The sequence below is a fragment of the Paraglaciecola sp. T6c genome, assembly GCF_000014225.1.
GTDB classification, from domain to species: Bacteria; Pseudomonadota; Gammaproteobacteria; order Enterobacterales; family Alteromonadaceae; genus Paraglaciecola; species Paraglaciecola atlantica_A.
Map to the genome: position 1 here is coordinate 4,589,218 of NC_008228.1, position 14,808 is coordinate 4,604,025.

The following is a 14,808-nucleotide window of genomic DNA, read 5'->3' on the forward strand; positions in this document are numbered from 1 at the left end:
GACTAAAGTGACAATGGTAAAGACCTATGCAGGAGGAAGCGAGCACTCATTTGTTGTCTAGCTTAGAAATACCAACTGCCGCTTAAGGAAAGCTCTGTATTGTTATGATGACTGATACCGAAACGAATATCGGTTGTCTTGGATGCAAACGTACTGACCTCACAGGTACTTTTTATTCTTTTGCGATAAGCATTGCTGTCTATGCGGATCGGAAACACGATTTTACACAAGCCTTTGTACGCATCCGTTTGCCATAGAACACCCAAGGTCGGTAATATCATAAAGCGTGTATCCAGTGAGTCAGGTGTTTGCATTCTGCCAACGGCCAATGCATAAAGCGTAGTATCCCCCATCGCAATTCCTTTACCGAAGCCACTTTCTAGGAAAAATTCATTGCTGACATCTGCTGGCCCTAAATAGTCACGTTCGTTACCCAAGCGCAGCTGCCACGCAATGCCTATATCACCACGTAAACCAGTCGCACCGGTGTCGACCGTTTCTATATTTAGCAAATCGAGTTTACTCAGCGCCAAATTGTCATCCGTTAAACGTACTGACAGCGCCGCCATTGATAATGCTGAGTTTGGTAAAATACCACCGCCCCGGGCTAGCATGTCGTAGTAAGCAGGGCGAAACATAATCTCTGCGAAGCCTCCGAGGCCATTATTGTGCCCTAATGTAGTTCGCACCGTCGTGGGGTTCTGTCCTGTGTGCGGCAATACTTCAGTATGTGTGCTCCACTGCACTTTTTTGGCTGGTAAAACGATACGTGCCCGCTGAACATTCCTTTTAAGTGACTGCAGTTTGATATCATCTTTATTTAATTCTAGGCTGAAATTGACATAGTCGAGCAAAACGTCGAGTAACATCAGCTGTTGTTTCAATGACAAGGCTTCAAGATAATTTTGGACTTCCACCAGCGTGCCTGCGTTATTAACAATGTCGCTTAGTGTCTCCTGCATCGTCACATCTAATTCAGCAAAATGTTGTCTGAACCGAGCTTGGCGAGAAAGAGCGTGCTCTACCTTTTGCACGGCGGGGTGACCTGAAATCGTTGTTGCTTGCTCAAGAGCCGAAAATACGCTGATGGGTAATACGAAAGGCCGCCTATTTGATATCAAGTCTTGCTCTAATACTAGCTCGAGCATTTTGGCAATATGATACGCGCAATTGCGGTGGGTAAAATAATATCGATACTCTGTGAAAAGCAACTCCCAAGCATGGGCAATCAATATTGTCTTTTCGTCAGACGTTAAGTTTAAGGTATATTGCCAAAGGTCACGCATTTCAACTTCGGCGTAGTTAATATTGTAGCGGTAATAGTGGTTGCTGCTGTACTTGGCGTCATATCCCCCCACTAACCCCTTTAAGATATAAGCTACTGGGTTTTCGTTATCAGGTACTTTCGCACCAAAATTCAAGCTATTGCTCAATAGATCTACTGAGAACGCTTCACTTTTCAATTTAAACAACAAGTGACCATAAAATGAGGCTGGATTACCCAGGTAACCATCGGCGTAAACAATACTCACCTGCTGCTTCGAGAGATCTCCTTGCCACTGTTTAAAATTGTCACACAAAGTAGGTACATGAACTACATCATAGCCCAAGGAACGCAAGTAAAGTGCTCTGGCTGGATAGCGGCATACTCGCTCATCGAATATTCTGTTAGATGGCGTTAATAGCGCTAAGCTGGCCACAAATTCGGCCTCGGGGTTATTTTTCCCCTGAGTACTTAGGAAAAAATCAGCGTTCTTTATTTCACTAATATGCCTGCTTGCAGAATAGTGAACGAGTTTCTGCCACGTACGCGATTGCCAAGGCTCTTGGGCGTTTACGCTAACGGTAAAAAAAAGGCAAAAAGTTAAAATAGATAAGGCAAGTTTCATGGGGCACTTTGAAACGGGCATCTAGGATACCCGTTAACGAGGATGAATATGATTTAGCTAGCTGAACAAGCCGTTTCTGCAATATTGAACAATTGTTCTGCTTTCGCTGAATCACTTGCCACACTTGATAATACGTTCGTCGCTACTTCTGAACGAATTTCGCTCGCAGCAGTAGCATCACAGCTCATCATTGTCATCATTGCGGTCAAATGAGCGCCTTCACCTTGAACAATTTCATCTTCAAGTTGGCTATACGTTTCATTTATGAACATAGCAGTCTTGGTGCGCGCACCATCACAGCTGTCTTCTGATGCACTCGCAGACGTCACCGCGGTTGTCCCTAGATCCCAAATGATGTTTGAAATAGCGGCAGCTACACCGTTTTCGGGGAATATCATCGCGCCAATACCACATTGTTGCCAAGGGTTAAGCTTCTCTTCATCGGCTTGAACTGATGTAGTAGTTAGTAATAAAAGTGCTGCGGCACCAATAATTTTTTTCATTTTACTGTTTCCATTTTTTATAGTTATTTTCCTCGCGCGAGCGATACTTACATGTTTGTTACAAGTGAGCAACGCTTTCATCGCACAAGGGCGAAAACAGTATATTTAATAAGCAATTCAGATAATTAGGTAACAAATAATAACTAAAAAAGAAAAGCGGTAACCTACCTAGCGCAAATATTACGCGACAGGGATTTGCGCAGGGGGCGGACATCATGCCAATCGTTATTGCTTTGCATAGCACTTAAATAGCATATTCAAAAGTAGGGAAACATCGTATTTGCTTGCTCGATATCCAATGATTTTCCGTGGCGATTGACTGTCCGGTATTTCCCTAACTCGGCTGGTTTGAGATAGCCAGCAAGTTGCTCTAAATCGTTTAATCGAACCCCTTGGCTGACCAAGTACGTTAAATAGGTATGTCTTAATACCTCACCAGAGAGCTGTTCTGGGTAAGGTAGCTCAGCATCATGCGCGGCGTTGATAATGAGTTGATTAAAATCTTCAATTGAAAGCGGGTTTAACCATAATAAATCATCTTCCTTTAGCCCTTCACAAAGCTGCTCAAGGACAGTGATTAATTGACCAGCGAGTGGTATTTGCCGCGCATATGCACCCGTTATATTCAGCTTCGTTTTACCTATCATACAATCAGCTTTGGTAATTTGGCGCAGTTCAGTGGCATTGACACCGCTTAACATTAAACCGATAACGGCCTTAGCTTGCTTATTTGCAACCCCGTACAAGGCTTGACACTCGTCGGTGGTGAGTAAACGGATGTTTTCTTGCTGGGGTTGAATACCTTGTTGAGGTTGATGACCTTTTTGGGGTTGAAGACTCTTTTGAGGTTGATGACTCTGCTGCTCGCCTAGGCGCAACGCTTGTGCCTTGGCCTCTAACTGCGCCTGATGAGCCCCCTGCAATTCAGCATAAGACTGGCCGCGTTGCTCACCGGGCAAAACCACAAAATTGGTGCTGCCTAAATTGGGTGAACTCCTACGCACAATAAAGCTAAATAATAATAATGCCGCTATAGCACATACAATGGCGGCAATGATGCTGATTAAAGTGTCTTGCCAATAGTTAGGACCCACAGGAAACTCTGGAGTAAAGGGCGGTTCGAGTATGCTTATTTTGGCATCAAACGGCTTAGATACTTCTTGTTCAACCAACTGATTATTTACCGTTTTCGCCTGTAATTGTAAGTCTTTGAGGGCATCATCTAACCGTCGATACTCGGCTAATTTTTGATTAAATTGCTGCGCTTGATTTTGAAAGTCTGCTAATTGCGCTGGCAAACGCTTCACTTTGCCCACTTAAGCGGCTAAATTTCGCTGAGAATCCTGCAAGTATAAAAGCTGGCTGTCGGCTATTTGGTTTGCTAGCTCTTCTTTCAAGGCTTTCGCCTTTTGTTGTTTGGCTACTACCTCAGGATCACGTTGCAGGTATTGCTGTGTGTATTGCTCTGACAGTGCTGACAGCTCTCCCTCTAGCGCTTGCAGTACAGCTCGGTTCGCATCGATACTTGGGCGATCCGTGGGGCGCTCAACTTGCTGACCACTTGCTAATGATGCATTTAGACTGTCTAGCTCTGCCAGCGCCTGCGCTTTTTGCGCTTCAGCCTCATCTAAAGAATTGCTCAATCCTTTTATTTTATTAGGAATAATATTTTCATTACGCTCTAAAGAGATAATATTATTGGCCTCAGAAAACGCCTCTACTACGTGCTTCTGTTCAGTGATTTTTTGCTCTAATACCGCCAATTGCTGTTGGTACTGCCGCTCTTCGTCAGAGCCGTTACTCAGTTTTTCTCGCTCTAATAATGAGGTATACAACGACAACCATTGTTGTAAAACATCCTCAAGCAAATCAGGAGTCGGCCCTGTAGTTTGCAAGGTGATTATCTTGCCTGTTTCACTGGCCGTTGCGCTAAGCATATATCGTAACTGCTGAACATTAAGATCAATTAAATGGTCTTCTCGCAGCTTAGTTGATAACGCCTGTAAAGTGCTGTTGCTGGTTAAACGTTTCTGGTTAAGGCTAAGTTGCTGCTGGGCTATATAATCAAGCTCTTCAGCATTTTGCGAGGTGTAAGCAAAATGCATAATCGCCTGGCTTTGATACTCAAGCGCTCTGGTCCAAATAAAGAGATTGGCCAAGAGCATCACACAAAGAAACGTACCTACGAGTACTTGCCATCGCTTGGTTTGGATTTTTTGTTGCTCTTGCGCAGCGATAGGGTCGTAACCACCGTTTGGCATATTGGGAATATAATCAACTTTGTTAAAGGGCATTGCACGATTCCATTTAGCGCTGATACGAAGAAGAAATAGAAAAAATAGCGGATCTTAGGATAAAACGTATCAACTTACTGCCTATCATATTGAGTCTAACTAGGTTTACCGCTGATTAAAACATGACGCAAGACTCAGCCACTACTAAAAAATTAATTCGCTTGAATTTTAATCGATATCATCGTGACTTATAAGAGATCTGGTGCGGGCTTTAGGCAATGTGCAGCAGGTTTTGGGTGGTGAATCGTGCATTGTGGGTAACCTAATCTCAGCGTGCTATCACAACAACGGTCCGTCAGCGCGCAGTAAAAAAACCAACTTGGCGCGCTGACTTGTTCAGTGCTTTTCCCGCTATATTGAGTGAGTTAAGACTATATTGGGTGCGTTAAGACTTTATTGAGTGCATTAAGATTTAGACAACCCGGCAAAAAACGCTTGGCTCTCAGTTAAAATACGCTCTGTTTCTTGCGGCTCAGGTTGCGTGGACCAATCTCCTGGTTTGAAAGTACCGCCTAAGATCATGTAGTCATTTCGCGAAAACATATACAGCGGCCCTTTACCACTGCCACCGCCTACAGTAAGAAAGTCTACGGCTGGGTCTGGTGGGAGTAAAATCAACTGGCCTTTTGCAGGGGTAATCCCTTCATCACCAAACAAGGCACGTGAACCTAAACCAGTGCAATTGAATACAACGGGCTCTTGTAACCCATGTATTTCGTCTTGGTCTTTAAAGTCACGGATCACAAATACACCACCAGCAGCTCTGACGTCTTGAATCAAGCGACGTAAGAAAGTCCCAGTCTCCACCAGCATGGTTGCCGACACAGTACAGTAATTTGTAGTAAAGGGATGCTCACCAGGGCCATAGGTCTGTCGATAGGGGTAAAACTGACTAAATGGACTATCCGCCGCCGGGAGGGTGTCGCTTGCAGTATATAACTCTGTCCATTTTATCGCGTAGTCGTCGCCGACCATACGAGCAAAGGTTTCATGGGATATTTGCGCTGCAAGTTGCAATTGCAATTTAAATGCAGCCGAAGATACCATCGGGTCATGCACGCTGAACGGGCCCCATTCACCTCCAGCGACTTGCGACGTGGTGTGCCGTGCCATTTCTCGGGTATAAATGGTTACGCTCCAGCCTGCTTCTTGCAATAATCTGGCTGTGGTGAGCCCCATAACACCGCCACCGATAATGGCTGCTTTTTTACTCTTATCATTACCCACGTAAGTGTTTTTGACTTCACTGACCGCTAATGCAGAAGAGCCCCAAGATAGGGTAACGCCACCGCCACCATGGGTTTTCGAGAGAATGGACGCTCAAAGCCTTTGTTTGCCGGTGTTTGCGTACAACCGGTTAGCGAAGCAGCGACCGCTCCGGCCCCCAGACCTTGTAAAAAATTTCTACGCTTAAGTGCTCGGTGCAACATGTATTCCTCTCAGTTTTTTGTCTTTTTCGCACCAGCGCCCACCGCAAATTAATGCATGGGATGGCAAGAAATACTGGCTTAAGCCACCCTAAGCAAAGTGCCTGCCAAAAACCAAAGACGATTGAAAGTTGTTCGTGGTAAAGCTAAGACGCAAACGAACTACTCACTTTTAGCTCAAAGCAATCATTACCGCACGTTAGCGCTAAGAAGCAGGAAGCTAGGATTGAAAAGCGATGGAAGTATTAATGCGTTAGTTTAAGACGCTTTTTGCCCATTGAATAAAGTCGGCGGTGACTTGCTCGCGATTGATTTCGCTTAACAATTCGTGACGTCCGTCTTGGTAGAATTGATGTGTGACCTGGGTTAACCCCTGTTTTTGATAGGCGTTTAGCAATCGCTGAACGCCTTTGCCCTTTTCACCGACGGGATCATCAGTGCCTGAAAACACATAAATCGGCAGGGTCTTATCTATTTTTTTGAGGGCGTGCTCAGACGCTATCGTGCCTAATGCGGTAAACATGTCGTTCCAAGTTTGGGTAGAACATTCAAAACCACACAGAGGGTCAGCGATATATTTATCGACTTCAGCCTCATCTCTAGAGAGCCAGTCAAATTCAGTCCGATTGGGTTTGAACGCTCTATTGTATGCACCAAATACCATGCTCAAAATGACGGGGCTATGCCCAGTAGCCCCTAACCTGCGCCGCTCAAATCGCGCTAACATCTGGCCCACCTTAAGCAATGCGCCCACCGGCCCATTGGTTGCCGATAGGGCCGCGGCAGAAATCGTATCACCATAACGCGCCATATAATCTTGGGTCATAAATGAGCCCATGGAATGACCGAGTAAGATAATCGGAGTATTAGGTAGGCGCCGTTGAATGTGTTGATTAACCACGGCTAAATCATTCACCGCTTTATGCCAACCGTCTTCATCCGCCATATGCCCCAGTTCGCGATCCTTTAAAACTGAGCGGCCATGCCCTCGGTGATCGTTCGCTATCACAGCGAAACCTGCTTCATTCAGCGCCAACGCAAACCGCTCGTATCGCAGGGCATGTTCACTCATACCGTGAGCAATGTGTATCACTGCACGCACGTTACTGACAGGCTCACTGTCTGCAGGCTCGTTTCCTGCAGGCTCAGCACTGGCAGCCGAAACGCCAGTGGGCAGCCACTGATAACAACTCAGTGGCAGACCATCACTACCAGTAACGCTAAATGTTTGCATTGTCTCTCCAGAAAAGCCTTACATTGCGATGCCTTAAAGGTCTTAAGGCGACGATACTTTGTAGGCCTAGTGGGCTAAGTCAAAAAACATAGTCCAACGTTCAACAGCCCCTAGTGCAAGTCTTCTTCCCATAGTATGCCCTCACCACGGTCTTCATCAAATAACCAACTATAGTGGCGCTCTACATCACTGCGCTTAACCTTAGTGGTGGCTGTCAGTAAATCGTTCTCTACTGTCCAACCATGGCTACACACCATAATGAAATCGAGTTTTTGATGACTTTCTAACTGACTGTTCACTTTTGCTAGCGTGTCTTGCAGAGATTTAATCACTTCACTTGATTTACGCTTGCACGACTGATTAAGCACCACCATGGCCACTGGTTGCTTTTGTCCTGCTCCAAGCACACACGCTTGCTCCACATTTAAGTTAGCAAAAAGCAGGCTTTCAATCGGCACTGGCATCACATACTTGCCTTTTGCTGTCTTAAACTGCTCTTTAATGCGCCCCGTGATTTTGTAGGCACCTGTCTCTGTAATGGTCGCCACATCGCCCGTTCTAAACCAACCGTCAACGAAGTTCTCTGCTGTGGCTTCTGGGTCGTTATAGTATTCGTTAAACACCAAATCACCGCGGATCAGAATTTCACTGTCAGGAGAGAGGGTCATTTCAATATTGGGCATAGGTTTGCCAATTGTGCCCAAGTCTTCATGGCTAAAAGGCATATTGCCGCTGGCAAGACCTGTAGTTTCCGTCATACCCCACCCTTCGTTGATTGGAATACCCAGACGGTGATACCAGGCCAAAACAGATTCGGACATAGGCGCAGCACCTGAGCCAAAGGTGCGGGCCTTGTGTAACCCGAGTTTTTTGCGAATTTTACTGGCGACCAATTTGCCAATAATTGGCAATTTAAGCATTTTATCTAGCTTTTCAGCGCCTACTTGGCTGATGACCTGAGCCTGAAATACCGACCATAAGCGTGGCACCGACGAGAACCCTGTAGGGCTCGCGTGCTGAATATCAGCCACGAATGTTTGTAGGTTTTCAGTAAAATACACCTCGACTTTACAGCGCACAAATACCGCCACTAAGCTGCGCTCGGTAATATGCGCCAAAGGCAAATAACTGATTGAGCGATCACCGTCTCTAATCTCAAAGAGCTCGATGACGTTGTCCGCCGCAGAAGAGAAGTTTTTATGACTCAATACCACCCCTTTTGGCAAAGACGTGGTGCCCGACGTGTAAGAAATCGTCGCCAAATCGTCATGACTTGGCAGATATGGATCCTCAATAGGTTCAAATGCTGTTAGCCAATCATTCCACTTTTCATGGCATTCAACCGTGGGGTAAGGAAAAGATATACTCAATAACGTACTAGGAATCGCCGCTTTGGCTGCATCGAGATTATCCAATTTCCCCACGAATATCGCTTTTGCGCCGCTGTGATTAATCACGTGCTCGATAATATTCACCCCTGCGGTGGCATAAATCGGCACACTGACCATCCCCGCCATAGCAATGGCGAAGTCAGCGATGATCCACTCAGCACAGTTTTTCGACATAATGACAATACGATCGCCTTTTTCGAAACCTTGAGCGCGTAAGCCTTGAGCAATGCGCTTGGCCTGCTCAGTCACTTCGGCCCATGTGTAGGTATGCCATTGGCGGTCGATTGGTTGATGGAACATGGGCTTATCAGGGTGCGCTTCGTTACCTGCAAATAAGCTATGCAGTACCGTTGTATTGTCCATTAACTACTCCTATATCAATAATTTAGAACCTACGGCGCATTACCCAAAATATGCCGCCACGTCCTCATGTTAGTACGACTACCGACCGGTGAATTTCGCTTTACGCTTAGCTAAAAATGCACTACTGCCCTCTTTGGCATCTTCACTGTTGGCACATATTTTTTGTAATTTGGCTTCATGGTCAAACGTATCACTCAAGTTACTTTGCGTAGCAACATGTAACGCCTCTTTAGCGTAACGCAATGCTAATGGCGCTTTAGTACTGAGTTCGTTAGCCAGTGACATAGCTTCATCCAGTAGTGCAGCGTTTGGTACAACACGATTACACAGCCCTAGCTGTAAGCACTCCGTTGCACTTAATTTAGTACCCAGCGCGATCAGCTCATAAGCGCGTTTGCGCCCCACCGTTTGCGCAAGATGCCAAGTAGCGCCACCATCAGGTATTAAACCAATAGCGCTAAAAGCTTGATAAATATAGGCATTCTCGGCCATGATAGTTAAATCGCATGCCATTGCGAACGCGCTACCAATGCCTGCAGCTGCGCCATTGACGGCGCTAATCCAAGGTTTTGGTGCCTGCGTTATCGCCATCAAAGCGGGTTTATATTCTTGTATCAAGCCCTGCTCTACATCTAGCTCATCAGGCATGACTTCGTTTAAATCGGCGCCTGCACTGAAGGCTCTGCCTTCCCCCATCAGCACCACAGCTCGTATGCTATCGTCGGCATTGACCTTGTTCGCGGCTTCACGGAAGGATTTACGCTGACTATCATCAAAAGCATTTAGTTTATCGGGGCGATTAAAGCAAATGACGGCAACGCTGCCGTGGATAGAAGTGGTGACAGATAAGGCTTCGGACACAATATTTGCTCTCTACTCGAAATGGCTGGTTTAGTATCTTCACAGCGCCTCCCTATCGTTACCGCGGAAGAACGCGGTGGATAGGGATGGCACGAATGACATGAACCATGCCACCAAGTTAGCAAAAAGGTAAATTGAATCTAGCTATGGAGGACCATATTCAGATGTTATAGAAGTGTTAATATGCTACCAAGAAAGAGTTTAACAGCATTTTTGAGCCGTCTTTCATCCTAAATACGGCTCAAACTATATATGCTGTTACAAAGATGCCGCTGCGCGCGATGCTTGGTCGTATAAACCTGACATTGAACGCAATGTGGACGCCAGTTTAGCTAATTCTTGTTGGTCGATATCGAGCATACTTAGCCCATCAAGTAAACATCGCTCACGAACGCGACCATACTCCTCACAAGCCAGTTTCCCCTTGTCAGACGTGGCGTAAAAAATCTCTTTACCACGCTTAGTGCCGATGACTAATTCAAGCTTTAGCAACTTTTTAAGCGCGTAATTCACTGTGTGGGTATCAATAATATTCAGCATAAAGGCTATGTCGTTCAAGCGCTTTTCGCGCCCTCGATGATTGATATTGTGCAGTATCAAAATATCTAGCACCGCCAACTCACCAATACCGGCTGCATTAGCGCAGCGCACCATCCACTGTGAAAACGCGTTGTACACCACCGTCATACCATATTCGACTTCTGATAATGGCCAATTTCCATCACTGGCCAAATGCTCAGAGGAAACGATTTTTCTCTGGTTATCCGTGCTTTGGGTATCAGAGTGCTCGACGTCAGTTCGTTCGCGATCAGTGACTTCAGCTGTGCCCTTAGTCGTTTTATCCTTATCGCTCATGGTTACTCTCCTTGCCCAGTGGTATCTGTCTTTTTACCTTGCGTCTTTTTGTCTGCTCTCTTTTTGTCTACTCTCTTTTTGTCTACCGTTTTTTTATCAGTCGCTTTATCAGTCGTTTTATCAAAAACACTGCCAAACCCGCCGCCAGTAGGTGTTTGAATAACCACTACATCATTTACTTGTACTTGGGTTTCACCGTTGCCGGTCAAATCTAACCATTTCTGGCCGTTACGCTCAATCCAGTTATGCCCAAGTTCACCTGAATCCCCCCCATTAACACCGGCTAGCGGGACTTCCCGATGGCCAGACAATATTGCGCACTGCATCTGCGCTAAAAAGCGAATGCGTCTTTCGATACCGTCACCCGCATCCCATTGGCCTTTGCCGCCCGAACCTCTGCGTACGATAAACTTGTCCAACAATACGGGGTAACGAGACTCTAGAATCTCAGGATCCGTCAAGCGTGAGTTTGTCATGTGGGTATGCACTGCCGCTGCGCCATCAAAACCAGGAACTGCAGGGGCGCCAGAGCAAATGGTTTCATAATATTGGTACTTCGCATTACCGAACGTCAGGTTATTCATAGTGCCTTGGCTCATGCCGAGCGTACCCAACGCCCCGAACAATGCGTTAGTCGCCGCTTGGCTGACTTCTACGTTACCGGCAACCACGGCCGCGGGGTAAACAGGGTTAAGCATTGACCCCTCTGGCACAAGAATGCTGAGTGGGCGCATGCAGCCTGCGTTTAACGGGATATCGCTATCGACCAGGCAGCGAAAAACATAAAGCACAACGGCTTGCGTAATCGCCCCAGGCGCATTGAAATTATTCGGCTGCTGGGGGCTCGTGCCAGTAAAATCGATGCTGGCACTGCGATTAGCGTGATCCACTGCTACTTTCACGCAAATATGTAAGCCGCCATCCATCTCGTAGCGGTACTCGCCGCCTTGTAGAGTGTCTATGGTGCGCCTTACGCTTTCTTCAGCATTATCCATAATATGTTGGGTGTAGGTGTTCACTACACCCAAGGTGTGTTCATCGACTAATTTAAGTAACTCTTGATAACCTCGGCGATTAGCGCCGATTTGAGCCTGTAAGTCGGCCACATTCTGGTTGAAATTACGTACCGGATAAGTCGCACCTTGCATCAATGCTTGCAGCTCGTCATGCAGAAAGCGCCCCTTTGAGACCAACTTCATGCACGGGATCACCACGCCTTCTTCAATAATAGTTTTAGCCTTCGGTGACATAGAGCCTGGTGCAATACCACCTATATCTGCGTGATGCGCGCGGCTGGCCACAAAGAACATTACGTTTTCTTTCTGCTGATCAAAGATAGGGGTGATCACCGTCACATCAGGTAAGTGAGAGCCGCCGTTAAAAGGATCGTTGTGAATAAACACATCACCTACTTCAATACTCAGGCCGCTCTGAATAAGCACTTTCACCGTGGCATCCATCGACCCCAAATGCACCGGAATATGTGGCGCATTAGCAATTAGCTGACCCTGCACGTCAAACACGGCGCAGGAAAAGTCCAATCGCTCCTTGATGTTGACCGAAGATGACGTATTGCGCAGCACTATACCCATTTGCTCCGCTATCGACATAAACTGGTTATTGAAGATTTCCACCAGCACAGGATCGCTTTTCTCATGACTAACCGCTGGTGTATTTTGAGTGTCGCTGTTTTCCAAGGCGTCGACTGCTCTCTTTTTCAACACCAAATGCTTGTGCTCGGTCATGCTTGCAAGCCAATTTGGCTCCACAATAACGGTGCCATTGTCCTCTATAATAATCGCCGGGCCTTGAACTTGATGACCTGGCAGCAACTCAGCTAGCGAATAAATAGGCGTGTTGTGCCACGCTCCTCCTGAAAATACTTGGGTCGTGTACTGGGCATCAGGCACGGCTGATTCAGCAAGAGGATAAACAGGCTCATCAATATATTGCCCCCCACCCGCAGACTCCATAGAGATAGATTCAACGATGATGGCTTTATCAGGGGAGATGAAGCCATATTGAGCTGCGTGTTGAGCTTCGAAGTCTTGCTGCATTTGATCGATAGTGGCTTGGCTTATTGGCAGAGTCGTATCGGTGCCCTGATAACGTAAAAATACCGTTGCGCTATGGCTTTGCTCGGCATCTTCAATTCCTTGATCTTTAAGCTCCTTACTGGTGTGCGCTTTTAAACGAGCAAAGGCAGCATTGAGCGCCTCAAGGCCACTGGGATCCATCACTTTTTGAAAGGTTTCCGTGCGTTGACTGCGGATATCCGCCAGCCCCATACCATAAGCCGACAAAATACTGGCAAAAGGATGAATAAAGATAGTTTGCATGCCCAAGCGGTCTGCTACTAAACACGCATGCTGGCCGCCTGCGCCGCCAAAACAGGTTAAGGCGTATTGCTGCACGTCGTACCCACGCTCAATGGAAATTTTCTTGATCGCCTGGGCCATATGTTCAATGGCTATGGTCAAAAAGCCTTCAGCCACATGTTCTGGGCTGCTTTGCGTGCTTTGTTGTTGGGCAATCTCTGCAAAGGCAGCTTTAACGGCCTCATCATCAATAGCTTGGTTGTGCTGGGGCCCAAATAATTTAGGGAAGAAGCGCGGGTCAACTTTGCCCAAGCACACGTTGGCATCGGTCACGGTTAACGGCCCGCCATTTCGATAAGACATGGGGCCAGGAAATGCCCCCGCTGATTCCGGCCCTACGCGAAAGCGTTGCTCATCAACGTGTAATATTGAACCACCGCCTGCGGCTACCGTATGCACGCTCATCATGGGTACACTCATGCGCACACCAGCCACTTGGGTTTCAAAGGCGCGTTCAAAATCCCCTGCATAATGAGAGACATCCGTAGAGGTGCCGCCCATATCAAAACCGATGATTTTATTAAAACCGGCTAATTCGCTAGTGCGCACGGCCCCGATAATGCCACCAGCAGGGCCAGATAAAATCGCGTCCCGGCCCTGAAATTTACTCGCTGCGGTTAAACCGCCGGATGAGCGCATAAACTGCAGGCGCTTGCTATCACTACTCACCGATTTTGCTTCAACCATAGCAGTGTTTTCATCGGTACCAGTACTTGTTTTTGAACTTGTGCCTCCGCCTGTCTCAGCGCCAATTGCTGCCCCAACTCGTTGCACATAACGACGTAAAATAGGCGATAAATAGGCATCAACCACTGTGGTATCGCCTCTTGGTACAATACGCACCATGGGGCTTACATCGTGACTGGTACTGATTTGGCTAAAACCAATTTCTTTGGCAATCGCCGCAATTCGTAATTCATGCTCGGGAAATTTATACGCATGCATTAATACTATGGCGACCGAACGAAACCCTGCCTCATAGCGCTGCTGAAGTTCTTGGCGCACAGTCTCCTCGCATAGTGCGACTAGCTCGTTTCCTTCATCGTCGAAACGCTCAGACACTTCGATAACGTCTTGATACAACACTTCAGGTTTTTCAATATTTAAGGCGAAGGTTTTTGGACGCACTTGATAGCCTATTTCGAGCACATCCCGTAAACCTGCAGTGATAATAAGCACGGTGGGCTCGCCCTTGCGCTCTAGCAACGCATTGGTAGCCACGGTTGTGCCCATTTTCACGCTGCTAATCAATTGGTTCGGGATAGGCGCAGTGGCCTCAACATTTAGAAAATCACGAATACCTTGCAAAGCAGCGTCTTCGTAAGCCGTTGGATTTTCAGACAGCAGCTTTCTCGTTAGAAACTGACCTTGGGGTGTTTTCGCTACGATGTCAGTGAACGTACCGCCCCTGTCGATCCAAAAATCCCAGCGCTTGGCGTCTGAGCCATTTGTATCAGATGAAGAATGAAGGTTAGGTATCGATTGCTCACTGGCAGTGCGCGTCATATTTTTTAATTCCTTTGCGAAACGAAGTAGAAATGTACTTAACGTCAATCTAACCACACAATGATAATTTATCAATATTTTGTAGATATAATGTTGATATGCGTTTT

The 14,808-nt window shown here is 46.7% G+C and carries 11 protein-coding genes; all 11 read right to left on the reverse strand.

Annotated features, from left to right (window positions below):
* Nucleotides 1-62: 62 nt before the first annotated feature.
* The 11 genes from PATL_RS19485 to PATL_RS19525 all read right to left on the reverse strand — a co-directional run bounded on the left by PATL_RS19485 (nt 63) and on the right by PATL_RS19525 (nt 14,701).
* On the reverse strand, nt 63-1,889 hold the full coding sequence (locus PATL_RS19485; protein ID WP_232283260.1) for an Lnb N-terminal periplasmic domain-containing protein: 1,827 nt from the start codon (nt 1,887-1,889) through the stop codon (nt 63-65).
* Nucleotides 1,890-1,942: 53 nt separating this feature from the next.
* Complete coding sequence (locus PATL_RS19490) at nt 1,943-2,392, reverse strand: DUF3015 family protein (RefSeq protein ID WP_041714108.1); 450 nt, start codon at nt 2,390-2,392, stop codon at nt 1,943-1,945.
* Between the two features lie 257 nt (nt 2,393-2,649).
* Complete coding sequence (locus PATL_RS22995) at nt 2,650-3,699, reverse strand: tyrosine-type recombinase/integrase (RefSeq protein WP_232283261.1); 1,050 nt, start codon at nt 3,697-3,699, stop codon at nt 2,650-2,652.
* A gap of 9 nt (nt 3,700-3,708) precedes the next feature.
* Nucleotides 3,709-4,686 (reverse strand): hypothetical protein, encoded by a 978-nt coding sequence (locus PATL_RS23000; protein WP_011576518.1) that lies wholly within the window; start codon nt 4,684-4,686, stop codon nt 3,709-3,711.
* Between the two features lie 405 nt (nt 4,687-5,091).
* On the reverse strand, nt 5,092-5,913 hold the full coding sequence (locus PATL_RS19500) for an FAD-dependent oxidoreductase (RefSeq protein ID WP_011576519.1): 822 nt from the start codon (nt 5,911-5,913) through the stop codon (nt 5,092-5,094).
* Nucleotides 5,914-5,939: 26 nt separating this feature from the next.
* Complete coding sequence (locus PATL_RS23005; protein ID WP_232283262.1) at nt 5,940-6,116, reverse strand: twin-arginine translocation signal domain-containing protein; 177 nt, start codon at nt 6,114-6,116, stop codon at nt 5,940-5,942.
* A gap of 250 nt (nt 6,117-6,366) precedes the next feature.
* Nucleotides 6,367-7,347: an alpha/beta hydrolase gene (locus PATL_RS19505; RefSeq protein WP_011576520.1), complete on the reverse strand. Its 981-nt coding sequence runs from the start codon at nt 7,345-7,347 to the stop codon at nt 6,367-6,369.
* Between the two features lie 110 nt (nt 7,348-7,457).
* Nucleotides 7,458-9,101, reverse strand: coding sequence for an AMP-binding protein (locus PATL_RS19510; RefSeq protein WP_011576521.1), 1,644 nt, complete (start codon nt 9,099-9,101; stop codon nt 7,458-7,460).
* Between the two features lie 78 nt (nt 9,102-9,179).
* Nucleotides 9,180-9,962: an enoyl-CoA hydratase/isomerase family protein gene (locus PATL_RS19515; protein ID WP_011576522.1), complete on the reverse strand. Its 783-nt coding sequence runs from the start codon at nt 9,960-9,962 to the stop codon at nt 9,180-9,182.
* A 258-nt stretch (nt 9,963-10,220) separates the two neighbouring features.
* Nucleotides 10,221-10,817, reverse strand: coding sequence for a winged helix DNA-binding protein (locus PATL_RS19520; RefSeq protein ID WP_011576523.1), 597 nt, complete (start codon nt 10,815-10,817; stop codon nt 10,221-10,223).
* A 2-nt stretch (nt 10,818-10,819) separates the two neighbouring features.
* A complete protein-coding gene (locus tag PATL_RS19525) occupies nt 10,820-14,701 on the reverse strand; it encodes a hydantoinase B/oxoprolinase family protein (protein ID WP_011576524.1) in 3,882 nt (1,293 codons plus the stop codon).
* Nucleotides 14,702-14,808: the final 107 nt, after the last annotated feature.